The organism is Veillonella absiana, assembly GCF_032970865.1.
Lineage (GTDB): Bacteria > Bacillota > Negativicutes > Veillonellales > Veillonellaceae > Veillonella > Veillonella absiana.
Window position 1 is genome coordinate 94,698 of the sequence record NZ_JAWJZB010000010.1, and the last position, 17,328, is coordinate 112,025.

The 17,328-nt window shown below is 39.7% G+C and carries 15 protein-coding genes and 1 pseudogene; 3 read left to right on the forward strand and 13 right to left on the reverse strand.

All coding sequences use genetic code 11. The features are described 5' to 3' along the window. Positions 1-87: 87 nt before the first annotated feature. The 9 genes from RVY80_RS09135 to mutS form a co-directional block, all read right to left on the reverse strand. Complete coding sequence (locus tag RVY80_RS09135) at positions 88-387, reverse strand: ArsR/SmtB family transcription factor (RefSeq protein WP_310746144.1); 300 nt, start codon at positions 385-387, stop codon at positions 88-90. A gap of 142 nt (positions 388-529) precedes the next feature. Further along, a complete protein-coding gene (gene hemW, locus RVY80_RS09140) occupies positions 530-1,699 on the reverse strand; it encodes a radical SAM family heme chaperone HemW (protein WP_295191039.1) in 1,170 nt (389 codons plus the stop codon). Continuing rightward, on the reverse strand, positions 1,700-3,499 hold the full coding sequence (gene lepA / locus RVY80_RS09145; RefSeq protein ID WP_295191043.1) for a translation elongation factor 4: 1,800 nt from the start codon (positions 3,497-3,499) through the stop codon (positions 1,700-1,702). Positions 3,500-3,509: 10 nt separating this feature from the next. After that, positions 3,510-4,571 (reverse strand): tRNA 2-thiouridine(34) synthase MnmA, encoded by a 1,062-nt coding sequence (gene mnmA, locus RVY80_RS09150; protein WP_295191047.1) that lies wholly within the window; start codon positions 4,569-4,571, stop codon positions 3,510-3,512. A 231-nt stretch (positions 4,572-4,802) separates the two neighbouring features. After that, positions 4,803-6,044 (reverse strand): methionine gamma-lyase family protein, encoded by a 1,242-nt coding sequence (locus RVY80_RS09155; RefSeq protein ID WP_295193260.1) that lies wholly within the window; start codon positions 6,042-6,044, stop codon positions 4,803-4,805. A 76-nt stretch (positions 6,045-6,120) separates the two neighbouring features. Next, positions 6,121-7,044 carry a tRNA (adenosine(37)-N6)-dimethylallyltransferase MiaA gene (gene miaA, locus RVY80_RS09160; protein ID WP_317330354.1) on the reverse strand — a complete coding sequence of 308 codons (924 nt, stop codon included), beginning with the start codon at positions 7,042-7,044 and terminating at the stop codon, positions 6,121-6,123. Positions 7,045-7,132: 88 nt separating this feature from the next. Continuing rightward, complete coding sequence (locus RVY80_RS09165) at positions 7,133-7,924, reverse strand: class I SAM-dependent methyltransferase (RefSeq protein WP_295191055.1); 792 nt, start codon at positions 7,922-7,924, stop codon at positions 7,133-7,135. Positions 7,925-8,057: 133 nt separating this feature from the next. Next, complete coding sequence (gene mutL, locus RVY80_RS09170; RefSeq protein WP_295193262.1) at positions 8,058-10,121, reverse strand: DNA mismatch repair endonuclease MutL; 2,064 nt, start codon at positions 10,119-10,121, stop codon at positions 8,058-8,060. Continuing rightward, positions 10,121-12,775 carry a DNA mismatch repair protein MutS gene (mutS, locus tag RVY80_RS09175; RefSeq protein ID WP_295191061.1) on the reverse strand — a complete coding sequence of 885 codons (2,655 nt, stop codon included), beginning with the start codon at positions 12,773-12,775 and terminating at the stop codon, positions 10,121-10,123. The genes mutL and mutS overlap by 1 nt, the downstream gene beginning before the upstream one ends. Before the next feature lie 282 nt (positions 12,776-13,057). Between mutS and RVY80_RS09180 the strand changes: the two are divergent. The 3 genes and pseudogenes from RVY80_RS09180 to RVY80_RS09190 all read left to right on the forward strand — a co-directional run bounded on the left by RVY80_RS09180 (position 13,058) and on the right by RVY80_RS09190 (position 15,101). Beyond that, positions 13,058-13,483: pseudogene (locus tag RVY80_RS09180) on the forward strand (AbgT family transporter). After that, positions 13,455-14,336, forward strand: a complete 882-nt coding sequence (locus tag RVY80_RS09185) for an AbgT family transporter (RefSeq protein WP_317330364.1) — start codon at positions 13,455-13,457, stop codon at positions 14,334-14,336. The pseudogene RVY80_RS09180 and the gene RVY80_RS09185 overlap by 29 nt, the downstream one beginning before the upstream one ends. Positions 14,337-14,447: 111 nt before the next feature. Beyond that, positions 14,448-15,101, forward strand: a complete 654-nt coding sequence (locus RVY80_RS09190) for a peptidase T (RefSeq protein ID WP_317330357.1) — start codon at positions 14,448-14,450, stop codon at positions 15,099-15,101. A gap of 106 nt (positions 15,102-15,207) precedes the next feature. On the opposite strand, the gene RVY80_RS09195 is transcribed toward RVY80_RS09190, so the two are convergent. The 4 genes from RVY80_RS09195 to RVY80_RS09210 form a co-directional block, all read right to left on the reverse strand. Next, positions 15,208-15,588, reverse strand: coding sequence for a reverse transcriptase domain-containing protein (locus RVY80_RS09195; protein WP_317330359.1), 381 nt, complete (start codon positions 15,586-15,588; stop codon positions 15,208-15,210). Further along, positions 15,518-15,742 (reverse strand): hypothetical protein, encoded by a 225-nt coding sequence (locus RVY80_RS09200; RefSeq protein WP_295193265.1) that lies wholly within the window; start codon positions 15,740-15,742, stop codon positions 15,518-15,520. The genes RVY80_RS09195 and RVY80_RS09200 overlap by 71 nt, the downstream gene beginning before the upstream one ends. Before the next feature lie 557 nt (positions 15,743-16,299). Continuing rightward, positions 16,300-16,923: a DNA-3-methyladenine glycosylase I gene (locus RVY80_RS09205; protein WP_317330361.1), complete on the reverse strand. Its 624-nt coding sequence runs from the start codon at positions 16,921-16,923 to the stop codon at positions 16,300-16,302. A 1-nt stretch (position 16,924) separates the two neighbouring features. Next, complete coding sequence (locus tag RVY80_RS09210; RefSeq protein WP_295191071.1) at positions 16,925-17,245, reverse strand: hypothetical protein; 321 nt, start codon at positions 17,243-17,245, stop codon at positions 16,925-16,927. Between the last annotated feature and the right edge of the window lie 83 nt (positions 17,246-17,328).

Sequence of the window (17,328 nt, forward strand, 5' to 3'; positions counted from 1 at the left end):
TGATAATGAAACTCACATAGATATCCATCTATATATCATGCTAAAAAATATAATGTATAAACCAATATACATTATATTTTTACATATTTACTTACAAATACAATCATCACTATCTTGAAATAGATCACTTAGGAAAGCTTTAAACCCTTTAATTTCTAACTCATTCAAACGATAAAAATTGTTCTTTCCATCTTTTCTACTTAAAACTAAACCACATTCACATAAGATTTTCATATGATGTGATAAGGTTGGTTGCGTGATATTGAACTTTTCAAGTATTTCGCAAGCACACAATTCTCCGCATGATAACATATCAATTATCATAAGTCTGTTAGTATCAGATAATGCTTTTAATTTTCCTGAATGTATTTCATAATTCTTATTCATATTCAGCTCCAAAACTTCAGCTCCAAAACATTGATATCTATCTATATGTATTATAACCAACGTATAAATATCTGTCAATTTCAACACTACTTTAAATAACAAGATATGTGCCAATTATAATCATCAAAATTTAATCTATGCTTTATCTCAAAAACTGCGAGAACACATAGTTCCCATGTTTGGCCCCCACCGAGTTCAATCTATAGGAACCATTATCTGAAATGAGCAAATTATCTTTCACCAAGGAATCAATAATCGTACCGAACTCATCCATGAGATGTACGCCAAAGGCATCGAAGAAATGTTGTTCATTGATACCCCCTTTTGTACGCAATGCGAGGAAGCAATAATCCTCTTGGGCTCGTTCAGTAGAAATGGGGTCGCGTTCCATTGCGGGCAGTACATCACGACCTAGCATTTGCAAATAAGGTACTACGTAACGATTATTGCCACGACGAATACCATTATAGAAGGAATGGGCACCAGCGCCAAATCCAAGGTAATCCTTGTATTGCCAATATCGCAAGTTATGTCGACTGTAGGCCTCATGTTTAGCAAAATTAGATATTTCATAACGTTCAAAGCCTAAAGCCTCAATACCATCCATCATGGCATCATACATGTCATCTTCAATATCCTCATCTGGCAGCGAAAGAGATTCACGACGAACTAGATGTTCTAAATACGTTCCTTCCTCTACCTGCAATCCATAGGTAGAAATATGGTTGATTGGCAATGTATTAACAATGGCGAGATTGCGCTCGATATCTTCAATGGTTTGATTAGGCAATGCATAAATCAAATCAAGATTAATATCAGTAAAACCTATATCGTAGGCCTCTGTAATTTGTTCTATCGCCTCACGAGAAGTGTGGCTACGATGTAAAAATCGCAACGCCTCATCATCAAAGGTTTGCACACCAAAACTTATTCGATTAAATCCCATATTGTGCAGTCCAGACAACTGGGCATGTGTTGTTTCGCCTGGATTTGCTTCAATAGAGATTTGCACATTGGGTTTGAATGTAAAATGATGAGCCAATCGCTCCATAATAAGTTCGATGTGTGAATTAGATAATTCTGTTGGGGTGCCTCCACCAAAATAAATCGTATCCACCGGGCATGTGGTGGACTCTGGTTGCTGTGCGCACCAAAGATCGATTTCCTTGATAAGGGCCTCTACATAATCATCGTAATACGCCGTGAGTCCCTGATAGGCAGGAAAATCACAGTATATACATTTTTGTTTACAAAACGGGATATGAAGATAAATCCCCATATCCCGAGTTTGTGCTGTTTGATTTGTTGTCATTTAGTCTTCAACCTTCAAGATAGCCATGAATGCTTCTTGTGGAATTTCAACGCTACCAACGGCTTTCATACGTTTTTTACCTTCTTTTTGTTTTTCTAGAAGTTTACGTTTACGGCTGATGTCACCACCGTAACATTTGGCTAATACGTCTTTACGCCATGCTTTTACCGTTTCACGAGCTACGATTTTCGTACCTACTGCAGCTTGAATTGGAATTTCAAACATCTGACGAGGAATGAGTTCTTTCAATTTTTCAGCTAGTGCTCGACCACGCATAGCAGCGCGATCCTTATGAACGATGATGGACAACGCATCCACTGGTTCGCCATTTAACAAGATATCCATTTTTACCATTGGGGACGTTTGGTATCCGATGAGTTCATAATCAAGGGATGCATAGCCTTTTGTAGCAGATTTCAATTTATCGAAATAATCGTAAATGATTTCGCTCAATGGTAAATGATAAATCACGGATACACGAGTTTCGTCGAGGTATTCCATGTGTTGGTATTCCCCACGTTTATCTTGTGAAAGTTCCATAATAGTACCTACATAGTCTTTCGGTACGATAGTCGTAGCTTTCACATATGGTTCCTCAATGTGTTCGATTTCTGTTGGTGGTGGTAATTTAGCAGGATTATCGACCTCTAGCATTTCGCCATTTGTTTTGAAAACCTTATAGTTTACAGATGGTGCCGTCGTAATCAATGTTAAATTGTATTCCCGTTCCAAACGTTCTTGGATAACATCCATGTGCAATAGACCAAGGAAACCACAACGGAAACCAAATCCCAACGCCAACGATGTTTCTGGTTCGTATTCAAGAGCAGCATCGTTAAGGTTTAATTTTTCTAACGCATCCCGTAGATTTTCATAATCCTTAGATTCTGTTGGATACAAACCGCAATATACCATGGATACAGCCTTGCGATAACCAGGCAATGGTTCCGCTGCAGGGCGTTCCGCTAATGTTACAGTATCACCTACGTGACAATCGCGTACGTTTTTGATACTCGCCGCAATACAACCTACAGAGCCACATGGCAATTCTCTTACAGGCACGAGATTTGGTGTAAATACACCTAGCTCTGTGACCTCAAAATCCTTGCTATCGTGCATCATGCGAATGGTATCTTTTACTTTCAAAGAACCTTCCTTTACACGAACGTAGGCAATAGCACCCTTGTAAGAGTCAAAACGAGAGTCAAAAATAAGAGCACGTGTTGGTTCAGCAGATTTATCTGGTGGTGCTGGAATTTTTTCAACAATAGCCTCTAAAATTTCAGGGATACCAATACCAGATTTAGCGCTACAAAGAACTGCTTCAGATGCATCTAATCCGATGATATCTTCGATTTCCTTTTTCACGCGTTCAGGATCTGCAGATGGCAAATCAATTTTATTGATGACAGGAATGATTTCCAAATCATGTTCTAATGCCAAATATACATTGGCCAAAGTTTGTGCCTCTACGCCTTGGGCTGCATCGACAACGAGCAAAGCGCCTTCACAAGCAGCCAAAGAACGAGATACTTCGTAACTAAAGTCAACATGACCTGGAGTATCAATTAAATTTAATGTGTATTGTTCCCCATCCTTAGCTGTGTGCAAAATGCGCACGGATTGTGCCTTGATGGTGATACCACGTTCCCGCTCTAAATCCATGGAGTCCAATACTTGGGCCTCCATCTCACGTTTTTGAAGCGTTCCAGTATATTCAATTAATCGGTCTGCAATTGTTGATTTACCATGGTCGATATGAGCAATGATACAAAAATTGCGAATACGTTCTGTTGACATAATTACCTCACTAACAAACTTTGTCGATTACGGCACCACCCAATAAACGGGTACCGTCGTAAAAGGCCACGGATTGGCCTGGTGTGATAGCACGTTGCGCTTCTTCAAAGACAACTTCCATTGTGTCGTCTGCTAAAATGCGTGCTACACATGGGGATGGATTGGCAGCATAACGGATTTTACCTTCTGCACGTAATTCTTTAGGGAATTCCCCATCCAAGTGATTATAGAATTTACAAATCATACGATTTGTGAATAATCCTTCATCAGTTCCTACCACTACTTCATTGCGTTCACCGTCAAGACGGATTACATATAATGGTGTTTTGTAGGCGATACCTAGACCTTTACGTTGGCCAATGGTGTAATTGAATAAACCATTATGTTTACCCAACACTTCACCGGACTCTAATACAATATTACCAGGTTTTGGTTTGGAATCCATTTCCTCGGTAATTAATTTTTGGTAGTTACCATTTGGTAAGAAACAAATATCTTCGCTATCTGGTTTATTAGCTACAGGCAAATTGTATTCCGCCGCCATTTTGCGCGTTTCCGTTTTGCATTGGTTACCCAATGGGAACATCAAATGACTCAAAATACGTTGGTTCATGTTGTACATAACATAGCTTTGATCCTTTGTAGAATCCGTGCCTTTATGTAATTCATAACGTTTTGCTTCTTCATTATAGTTAACTTGTGCGTAGTGACCAGTGACCATATGTGTGGCACCTAATTCAATAGCACGTTCCAACATCAAATCAAATTTGATGTTTTTATTACAGAATACACAAGGATTCGGTGTACGACCATAAGAGTATTCTTTCACGAAATAATCTACTACATTTTCGTAGAATACATCGCGTGCGTCAATGACGTGATGTTCTATCCCTAAGAAATCACACATCTTTTTGGCATCCGTTACCGCCAATGGAACAGAATCATAATCCGTGCCACTAACCCATAACCACAAGGTAATGCCAAATACTTTGTAACCTTGCTTTAACAACATTGCTGCAGTGAGTGAGCTATCTACGCCACCACTCATTGCTACGGCAACAACTTTTTCCATGCTTTCTCCTTCTGAAAGAAACGACTACTTAGCCACTTCTAACTCATACATTAAAACAGAGTGAAAGTCTGAATATGTACGTTACTAATACATCAAAACAGAGTGAAAGTCCGAATGAGTATAAAAAAACTACATCATATCAGAGTAAAAGTCTGACTGTGCAATAAACCAACTTATATTATATCCTATTACACCACTAGTTGAATAGGTATTTTGAAAATTTTCGAAATACTACTTTCTATTCGCCAAAATTTCTTCAGCAGCGCCAAGAATACCTAGCATAGAATGTTCGAATACTAAACCGCCTTGCATAAAGATTGTATATGGCGGGCGGACTGGACCATCGGCACTCAATTCAATACTGGAACCTTGTACAAAGGTACCACCAGCCATGATGATTTGATCTTCATAACCAGGCATATCGCCAGGTACAGGACGTACATGCGCATCTACTGGAGAATAGGCTTGCATGCCACGGCAGAATTGTTCCATTTCGTCTGCATTATGCAAATTAATGGCTTGAATTAAATCAAAGCGTTCTGCATCCACATTGGGGAATACTTCATAGCCCAATAATTGACCTACTGCTGCGGTGTATACAGCCCCCTTTAAGGCTTGTAACACTACATGTGGTGCTAGGAATAAACCTTGGAAGAACAAACGATAACCCGGAGCATAGGAACCCATGTGATTACCGAGACCTGGTGCAGTTAATTGGTACGCTACGTCCTCAACGAGATCTTCACGACCAACTACATACCCACCTGTTGGGGCAATGCCACCGCCAGCATTTTTAATCAAGGAGCCAGCCATAATATCGGCACCGCCTTCTAATGGTTCCTCTAATTCTGTAAATTCACCATAACAGTTATCTACAAAGCAAATGGTGTTAGGATTTTTAGCTTTCACCACGTCGCAAATTGTACGAATATCGGCGATAGATAATGGTTCACGAGTGCTGTAACCACGGGAACGTTGGATTACAACGACGCGTGTATTTTCATTGACCGCGTCCACAATGCCCTCTAAATCGTATGTGCTATCTACCAATGGTACCTCGTGATAGATGAAGCCTTTTTCAATCAAGGATCCGCGAACCTCACGAGTGGAACCGATAACAGATTGCATCGTATCGTATGGCGCCCCAACAGCATAGACAAATTCATTGCCGTCCTTGCCATTACCTAATAGTGCCATTAACGTAGTGGCCAATGCGTGTGTACCAGATACGAAATGTGCACGAATAAGTGCTTTTTCCCCCTTAAATACATGGGCGAATACTTCGTCCAATTTTTCACGCCCGCTATCGTTATAACCATACCCAGAGGAACCATTGAAATGGTAATCAGACACTTGGCATGCCTTAAATGCTTGCAATACCTTTTTCGTATTGGCCAAGGCGATAGGTTCAAATTTCTTAAATTGTGGCTCTGCCAAGGCTAAGGCCTGTTCACGTATTTCTTCTAATGTCATGTTACATTCCTAACTATATAGTTTCAGGTTTATCATCACTAAACCTTTTAAAATAATATTTCAAATTCTATGTAAACTAATTACTGAATTGACACAATTGTCGAGCCGATGTATACACATCGTTGCCCGTCATGCCCCTTTCAATATGAATCCATTGAATATACGGCATCCGCTTGTACCAAGTGATTTGACGTTTTGCGAAATGTCGTGTATTTTTTTGAATTAACTCACGGCATTCATCGAGACTGATGTCCCCATACAAATGTTGTACCACTTCTTTATAACCAATGCCTTTGAAAGCTTGGCAATTGGGCGACACACCATTCGCGAGGATTTGTTCTACTTCTGCTACTAGCCCATCCTCAAACATGAGGTCTACTCGCAAATTAATGCGTTCATATAGCTCATCACGATTGCGTATGAGGCCGATGACAGGGCCTTCAAAACTGAGACCATCCTTTGTCTGATGACGAAGTGCATCATAATCCCCTGCACTCATGAGTTCAATTGCTCGATATAAACGATGTTTATCCTGCAATACTAGAGTAATTTCATCTTGTTTCGCTAAATGCTCTGCATAGGTACGCAAACCTTCAATGCCCTCTGTATCATAGAGTTCATCTAATTGTTCGCGTAATTCGGGATTTGGCTTGGTATCATTAAATCCATAATTTTCCAGTAGTGATTGCACATATAATCCAGTACCACCAGATAAAATAGGAATCTCACTACGGTCATTGCATTCTGAAATCAATTGTTTCGCTTGTTCTTGGAACACACTAACGCTATAGGAATCATCGGGCTCAAGAATGTCGATTAAATAATGTTGAGCGCTAGCCAATTCCTCAGCGGTAGGCTTTGCCGTCCCAATATTTAGTTGTTTATAGACCTGGTAGGCATCACCAGAAATAATAGGCGATTGAAACTCATGGGCCAATCGCAATGTTAATTCCGTCTTGCCTACCGCCGTAGGTCCTACAATGGTAATTAATCGATTCACTGGTACCTCTTATCAAATAAATTCTTGATATTTTTTTACTACAATTTCTTACTAGAATATCATGTAATCGGACTTACATTGTGGGAATTTATATGCGCTCCACGTAATACACACCATAGCCAATGCGACTATATTTGCCGCCCACCCATTCATGAGGCTGTAATATCTTAAATATACTGGCAAATGGTCGTTCTTTAATGACAACCTTGTACTTTGCCACACGGCAGGCTTGGTGAAAGCTATCTATAGATAGTGGTTCTTCATGAATATGGCCACGAAGACTCAAAAATTGAGGGCTTTCCTCGATGGGCTTTTCAAACATGGGATCAAAATAGACCACCTCAAAGGAATCATTGTCCGCTTGAGCAAGGTAATCTATATAATTTCCGTGGATAGCCTCTATGCGCCGAAGTGCATTCGTCACTTCCTTATTATCATGCACAAAATGCTGCAATCCATACTTTGTTATATACCATAGTGGTAAAGCAGCTTCGAGGCCCGTTATACGAGCCTCTGGATAGGCGTAGGTCATAATAATAGAATCACTAGCAAGACCTAATGTGCAATCTAAAATGGAAAATTGCTCTGGAGATTCAATTTTAACGGCCTCCACTAGATGATCTTGTTCGCCTCGTTCTAAACGAAGTATGCGTAACTGCGCCATAGACAGATGAAAATGATGTTCTTTGCCGGGACCTGTATAGAGTGATGGTCCTGTATTTTGAAAATTCAAAATACTATCAGCCTTGTACTGTTCCTGCAGCTTAGGCAGAGATTGTCCTTTTCTTACCACATAGGGCCAGCCTAACACTTGTGCTTCCTGCTTTGCATGTGATTTTAATGCTTCCTTAGCCTTCTGTGAGACAGTGACGATATTCATATTGTCTCCTTTCAGCTAAGCTAGCAATTACACAATCGTATTAATAATTTGTTACAACCTTAACACCAATATAGGATGCATCAGTATTCTGATGCATTAACATAGTCAATGCAAACTATTATTTAATTTTCCCTTAGGAACGTAGGAATAATTTACCTAGTTCATCTGGTGTAAATTTAATAATCGTTGGACGACCATGTGGGCACACATATGGTTTGTCTGTAGTAAATAGATCCTCAATCAATACGAACATTTGATACATATTGAGATTGTGACCAGATTTTATGGCACCACGACAAGACGCATAGGCCAACATTTCATGACGAAGTTGAGACTTCGTTGGCTGTTGATGATCATGAAGATAGGTGAAAACGTATTGTAAAATTTCCTCTACCTTACTCTCTAAAATATCTACTGGACTACCCACAACCTTAATTTGTGTTGGTCCACCGAGTTCCACGTCAAAACCCAAATCAAGTAATGCGTCTCGTTCTTCTTCAACCAGCGTCATGTCCTCATCTGTAGCATTCATATAGGTTGGCATTAACGCAACTTGCATAGGAATGGCCTCGGCAGATTTGCAAAGTCTATCATAGCGAACGCGTTCATGCGCTGCATGTTGATCGATGATAAATAAATCATCACCTTTTTTTGCCAAAATATAGCAGGATGCCACTTGTCCCATCGGTAAGAGCCCACTGTTATGAATAATGCGATGCGAATCGGTGGAATCAGTAGAACTAGCTAAATTCGTAGAATCTATAGAACCAGTAGAATCGATAGAGCCATTAGAATCTGTAGATATAAGAGAATTATTGAAACCTGTAGATTCCGATACACTCGGATTCGTTTGATAGAGGCTCTTAAATTTAGCCTTATCTTCTTCTGTATAACTACGATATTCCGTAGGCACTTCATGGAATGAGCTATCATTCATGAAGGATTCCTGTTCAAAGGAACATTTCGGTGCCGGTGTAAACCCTTCTGTTTTTAATCGACGTATAAACTCATTCGTATCATCGCGAATGACTTCATAGCCAGGCTTATGACGGCCACCATATACTTTATCTACATTGACTGCTGTGGCAATGGTGTCTGGCTGATTATGTAGTTCCGTAAATCCATTGTCCGCTGTACCACCAGTTATACCACTACTGTTATTAGTAGACTCCAAGTACTGTGATGACTCTCGTTCATAGCGTTGATGCAATGGATTATCCAAGGCATTTAAAATACCATGGTACACAGCCTTGAAAATGATTTTATCGTCAGAGAATTTAACCTCACTTTTACGAGGATGAACATTAATATCCACCATCTCAGCCGGCACGATAATATTCAGCACCACAAGAGGATGTCCATTCTTAGGCAATAATGCATGGTAGGCATTATCGATGGCCTTGGCAATAGTACGATCTGAAATAACGCGGTTATTCACGATAATCGTCTGCCAACCACGAGTACTCTTGAGGAGTGTTGGTTTACTCACCACACCGTCAATGACGATACTTTCACTTTCATAAGCGATAGGAAATAAATCCTCTCGCGTTTTATAGCCGTACAAGGCCGTCACCGTATCTGTGACAGTACCATTACCTGGGGTAATGATGCTCACCTTGTCATCCACGGTCAATTTAAAGGAAATATGTGGATTGCTCAATGCTAATTTACCCACAATATCCTGAATTTTCGAGCTTTCAGTACGGTCGGTTTTTAAAAATTTACGACGTGCTGGGGTGTTATAAAACAACTCACGCACCTCAATAGTCGTACCCGGTGCCGCCCCATAGGGAATGCAATCAGTGAAAGACCCACCATCAATGGTAATACGCGTCCCTAGATCAGAGTCCTGTTTGCGGGTAGTCAATGAAAAATGAGATACCGATGCAATACTTGCCAAGGCCTCACCACGGAAACCTAAAGATGCAATATCAAAGAGGTCCTCTACGGCTTGAATTTTGCTCGTCGCATGGCGGAGCACAGCAAGACGTGCATCCTCCTCGGTCATACCCACACCATCATCAGTGATGCGCATATAGGCGATACCTCCCTCTGCAATTTCCACGTCGATAGATTTTGAACCAGCATCAATGGAGTTTTCAATTAATTCCTTGATAACAGAGGCAGGGCGTTCAACGACCTCACCAGCGGCGATTTTATTTATAGTTGTTTCATCTAATACATGAATAATGGCCATTATTTGCCACCACCTTTACGTGCTTCTTCTTGTAATTGATATAACGTATTTAATGCTTCGATAGGCGTCATGCTCATCACATCGACGGCTAACAAGCTATCTACAACAGAATGGGTGAATAAATTACCCACATCCATAGAGTCCATAGTTGGTTTATTATTCATAACCATGCGGCCAGCATTTGTGGAACTGCCTACTTGAAGTTCTACATTACCTACGCGTTGACTCAAATCATCAGAACCAGGATGATCCGTTTCAAGGGATTGTAAAATCACCTCAGCCCGTTTTAATACACTTTGCGGTAAACCAGCCAGTTTTGCTACATGGATACCATAACTACGATCGGCACCACCGCGAATAATACGTCGAAGGAATGCTACGTCCTTGCCCTTTTCCTTAACGGCTACCGTATAGTTTTTCAACTTAGGATAGGTTTCCTCTAATGGGATGAGTTCATGATAATGCGTAGCAAATAATGTTTTTGCATGAATATGTTTACAAATATGCTCCACCACGGCTTGAGCAATACTCAAACCATCAAAGGTGCTCGTGCCACGACCGATCTCATCAAGGATGACAAGACTATTGGATGTAGCATTTTCAAGAATGTACGCAACTTCCTTCATTTCTACCATGAATGTACTTTGACCAGTGGAGATATCATCACTAGCGCCTACACGGGTAAATACACGGTCTACAGGGGAAATACTAGCCTCTCTAGCAGGAATGAACGAACCAATTTGTGCCATTACCATCAAGATAGCTGCTTGTCGCATATACGTAGATTTACCAGCCATATTCGGCCCCGTAATGAGTAAGAATTCCTCTTCATCATGATTTAACATGATATCATTCGGCACGAATACCTCACGTTTTAGGAATTTTTCAATCACCGGATGGCGACCGTCACGAATATTGATTTGCCCATTCATCACGATAGTAGGACAAATATAGTTTTCCTCATATCCCACCACCGCTAAGGATGCCAACACATCGAGTTCAGCTAGTGCACGAGCTGTTTCTTGCACATCACGGACCACCTGTTTCACTTGCATACGCAAATCTTGATATAATTGTTGCTCTAAGGCTACAATTTTTTCCTTCGCACTAAGGATTTTAATTTCAAATTCTTTTAGTTCAGGCGTAATATAGCGCTCTGCATTCGCCAACGTTTGTTTACGAATAAAATACGCTGGCACTTGTGCCGCGTTCGCATGAGTCACTTCAAAATAATAACCAAATACCTTGTTATAACCAGTTTTTAATTTGATACCTGTGGCGTCTTTTACTTCGCTTTCTAGACGTTCTAACCACTCCTGGCTATTAGTTGCTAAGGAACGAAGTTCATCAAGTTCAGCGTTATAGCCATCACGAATAACACGACCATCCTTTAATGTCAATGCTGGTTGCTCAGCAATGGCATCTTTCAACAATTCATATAAATCAGTATGACTATATACATTTTGATTTAATGTTTGTAACGCAATACTTTGGCATTCTGATAAGGTTTTTTTTATATGTGGCAAACACTGCAATGATTCACGCAAGGAAGTAAAATCGCGCGGTGATACGGAACCTGTTTCTATACGGCCAACGATACGTTCAAAATCATAAATCGTATCGAGGTAAGAACGCAATTGTTCGCGTTCCGCCCCACGACTAATGATTTCTGCAATGGCCGCTTGACGACGTTGAATTTGAGCCACATCTGTTAATGGACTTTCTAGCCATTGCTTTAATAAACGTGCCCCCATTGGCGTCAATGTACGATCGAGGACATCTAATAATGTGCCCTTCGTACCACCATCTCGCAAATTATGGGTGATTTCCAAATGGCGTAGCGATGCGGTATCTAAAATCATGCGATTGCCTACGCTCAATTTATGGACATAGCTGATATGAGACGTTTCCGTTTTGATTACGTCATGCAAATACGTCAGCATGTAGCCTAATGCTTCCAATACGTCCTCTTCCATGAGGCCCATATCGGAAAAATGTTTCGCCCCTAAATCGCTCAATTCACGATTCGTTTCATGAGCCGTATAGGGTGAAAGCACCAAATTAGAGAATTGATTATCTACAAAGTCCTGAACATCTTGAGGCAAACTTACTTCATTAGCCAAAATGATTTCCGCAGGTCGATACATGGCTAAGGCATCAAAGATATCTGTGCGTTTTTCGTTTGGCAAAATACGGTCCCAAATGACTTCGCCAGTAGATACATCACAGAATACCAGAACCCACGCATCTTTAACGACATAAAACAATGATAGGAAGTTATTGCTTCGCGCATCATTACCATTTTCAGTCATCACCGTACCTGGTGTAATAACCTTGATAACATCACGCTTTACTATCCCTTTCACAGCACGAGGATTTTCTAGTTGTTCACAAATCGCTACTTTGTAACCTTTTTTTACAAGTGTTTCGATGTAGCTTTCTGCTGCATGGAATGGAACACCGCACATCGGTGTTTTTTCCTCATCCCCTGTAGGACGTCCAGTAAGCGTAATATTTAATTCACGAGATGCAGTGATGGCATCTTCGTTGAACATTTCATAAAAATCCCCAAGACGAAAGAATAATAGCTCCTCTGGATGACGAGATTTTATGTCCATATATTGTTCCATCATCGGTGTTAGCTTTTTACTCATTTTTCGCCTCCTAAACACAAATAATGAAGAACTACAAGGCATGCCTCATAGTTCTTGAATGACAAAAATATATTTACATACTGACACGCAGTATATCATTAGACTTCTATTGATATATTTTACCATATTTATCGATATATAACTAGATTTACTGCAATATATTGTATGGAATATAGTCATTATTTCTGCACAACTTTCAATAGACAATTATACTATCAAAATGTATATTGAAAGAGTAAGTTGTATCATTTTTATTTCTACTTTTTATCTGGGAGGTATTGTATGAGTGTACAAACTGAACCAAGAAAGAACACAGGAATTCTTGCCTTTATTGAACGCATAGGTAATAAGATTCCGGACATTACTATTTTATTTATTGGTGCATTTTTGATTGTATGTGTGATTTCCGCTATACTTTCAACAATGACGTTTGACTAGGTCAATCCGGCTACGGGTAAACCATTGACTGTAATCAATATGTTAAGTGCACAGTCATTAGTTACCTTAATGAGTAAAATGGTAACTAATTATTCAGGATTCCCACCTTTGGGCATGGTAATTGTTGCCACACTTGGCGTTGCTATTGCAGACGGATCTGGTTATTTGAATATGGCCCTCAAAAAATTGCTAAAATGTATTAGCAAACTATTACTATGCATTCATTGCTACATTCTTTGTTATTCCAGCATGTTGGTATGTAACAGATAAAATTGTAGAACCATGGCTCTGGAATATGTATCCACTAGATGAAAATCTAGAAATTGAAAATGATGTAAATACTGAAATTTCTTCTCGTGAAAATAAAGCCTTTTACTTTGCCTCTTTTGTTTTATTACTCATGACTGTAGGTTTGGTATTAGCCTTATTACCAGAAGATAGCTTATTACGTGCCCCAGATGGCACATTGGCAAGCTTTAAAGCCCCAATTATGCAAAGTATCGTCGCATTAATCTTCATCTTTACTGGCGGTGTTGGTGTTGTATATGGCGTGGCATCTGGCAAATTCAAATTGCCAAAAGACTTCACTAAATCCATGGAAGATATGACCCATACACTTGTTCAATTAGTTGTATTTTATTTCTTTGCTGCTCAATTTTTATATGCTTTCAATGCCTCTCAAATCGGTGCTCTTCTCGCTGTATCTGGCGCAGAATTCTTACGTTCCTTGGCATTACCACCTCAATTAACAATCTTCGGTATCATCTTCTTTGTTGCCTTGCTTAACTTAATCATTACTTCTGCGTCTGCAAAATGGGCTATTCTTGCTCCAATCTTCATACCAATGCTCATGGGTGTTGGTATTTCACCAGAATTAACACAAGCCTCCTTCCGTATCTCTGACAACTCCGTAAACGTAGTAACCCCAATGTTTGCATTCTATCCATTGATTATTACATACTGTCAAAAATATGTGAAAGAAAGCGGTATCGGCACATTGAGTTCCATGATGTTACCATACACTGTTGCACTATTAATCGTATTAACAGTAGTACTTTACGGTATGTGGTTCCTTGATATCCCATTGGGATTACAAGCCGATTATTTATACCCACGTCCATAATGTAACGTGTTTTACATTTTATATCCTGTTTTATTGTATCCTATTTTTGTTATATGAGATTCGCTATTGTGAAAGCTTTCATATAACAAAAATTTTACTTGAGGAGGTTCTATGAGTTTTCCTTTTGAACAAGAACTAACAGAACGATTTTTACGATATGTAGCCATTACGAGTCAAAGTGATGCATCCGCAGGTGTTGTTCCAAGTACACCTGGTCAATGGGATATGGCCAAAACCTTACAATCTGAATTGTCTAATCTTGGACTAGTTGATATAGAACTCAGTGAATACTGTGTATTAACAGCTAAACTACCTAGCAATACGGATAAACAATTACCAGCTATTGGATTCTGTGCTCATCTAGATACTGTTGATGTCAATCTAAATCCAAACATAACTGCTCAACTAGTACATTATACAGGCGGTGATATATGCCTAAATGAAGCGGATCAAATCTATATTCGTTTAGCAGAACATCCTGAACTCGAAGCCTATATCAACGATGATATTTTTGTTAGTGATGGTCATTCTGTTTTAGGTGCTGATGATAAAGCCAGCGTAGCATCTATCATGACTGCCCTACATTATTTACAACAACATCCTGATGTACAACATGGTGATATTCATGTAGCCTTTGTACCCGACGAAGAAATTGGCTTGGTCGGTGCCAAACACATGAACTTTGAGAAATTTCCTGTAGATTTTGCCTATACATTAGATTGTTGTGGCATAACTTCCATTCGAATGCTGAGTTCTTACCAATAAAATCATTTGTGAAATCATGTGAAATGATTTTAACCATTATCGATTTGGTAACAAAACAAACAAAATAGTATATCGTATAACTTAAAATCGAGTAGGAGGCTACCCATTAGTTGAATAGCCGACCTCTCACACCACCGATGCGTTCAAATTCTTTATCGAATGCATCGAGATATAGATTCGCTAATATCGGAGATAGGTTCCCACCTTGTGGTGTCCCTTCTGTAGTCTTAACAAATCTATTGTTGTCCATCAATCCACTTCTTAGAAACTTCTTAATCAGTTGAATCACTCTCTTATCTTTCACATGCACTCGTACCATGTTAAGCAACATGTGTTGGTTCATGGTGTCGAAGTATTTAGACAAATCGAGTGAGACCGCATAGGTATAACCTTCCTCAGCGTACTGTTGTACCCGCTTAACGGCTTGTTGTGCGCTTCGGTTCGGTCTGTACCCATAACTGCAATCTGAAAAGATTGGTTCTATCATCAACTCCAGCACCACCTTTGTTGCGTTTAACACGCTTAAATGCTTCATTAAGACTGTCTCGATGAAGTATTCGTTTCAATAACATTACGCCATTCTGTTCCTCTAGTTGTGTAGTAGTATCACTCAACGCTTCTGCATACCCTTCCTGTTCCACAGTATCTCTTTGCAGACAGCTAACTGTCTTGTTATTTTCTGTTGTCATTATGTACTACCCTCGCTTTCTGTACTTAGAATTAAGATTGTTCAGTCCTTCCTGAAAAAAAATTTTTCCCCCAGTACTATGACGTCTGCTGACTTTTCATAGTTCGTTGTTACTATGGATTTTTTTCCCCACCTATGAGATCTCCCCAGGTAAGAGCACAGTCTTTCTCTCCATCTATCCGCCACATTTACAGGATTGGCTTCGAATCGTTTCGGGCTTCAGTTTGAAGTGCAACCTCACCCAGTTACTCCTGCCTTATATGTGATTTCTATCCGTCGGACCAGAGATTTGACCACTGATTTTTTTTCAGTATCCGGCTTCCTTCAGATTCCACCTCACGATGGACACCCTTGCCTTCGGCTATACGCTTGGCACGATTAACCCGCGTTTGGGACTTTCACCCTTGAGACTGCGCCCATGCTGGGCGCACACAGTAAAGGAGATACTTGGAGTCAGTTCATATAAACTGAAGTACAAGTATCTCCTTTGTTTAGAAATTACTATTCTATTTATTCACTAAAATCGACTACCCCTTGTTCATCATCGCAAGGCATTTCTATTGTCGGATAGTTACTATTTATCAATTCATAGCGTACACAATCATGAGAGTGATCATTAATCATACCCGCCGCTTGCATGTGGGAATATACCGTCACAGGACCAAGATATTTAAACCCGCGCTTTTTCAAAATCTTGCTAACCTTTGTAGATAATCCGTTGCTAGCTGGAATAATACCCTTTTCATGATTAATATATAATGCTGTTTTTCCCTCTGTGAAAGCCCACAAAAATTCAGAGAATGTACCAAATTCACGGCTTACCTCAATAAATCTTTGGGCATTAGAAATAACGGCTTCGATTTTACGACGAGACCGAATCATACCTGGTGTATCCATGATACGTTCTATATCGCTGTCACCAAAGTTTGCAACCTCCTTATAATCAAAATTAGCAAAGCATTCACGAAAGATCTCTCGTTTATTGAGCATCATACGCCAATTGAGGCCACATTGCATGACCTCCATCATGAGAAATTCAAATTGTTTCTGATCGTCATGAACGGGAATCCCCCATTCTGTGTCGTGGTAGATTTTATCTAGTTCATAGTCATTAGCTACTGTGCAGTAGGACATGTTACATACCTGCTTTCAAATACTTGCCTGTTAGAGACTTGTCATTATATATTATATCTGATGGAATCCCTTCAAATACAATACGTCCACCATTAGAGCCACCTTCAGGACCTAAATCAATAATCCAATCAGCTTTAGCAATTAACTCTAATCGATGCTCAATAATAATTACGGTATTACCTTGATTAACCAAACGACGTAAAAGTTTTAAAATAAGAACAATATCTTTATCATGTAATCCACTACTTGGTTCATCTAGCACAAATACTTCACCAGATTTTTGTACTAAAATTGCAAGTTCAAATTGAACACCTTTAACCAAATAATTTAAGCTGCATAGACGGTATCTAAATAAGCTTCAAATAAATCATCAGGCGTATCATACCCAAGGGACTTTCTAGGTAA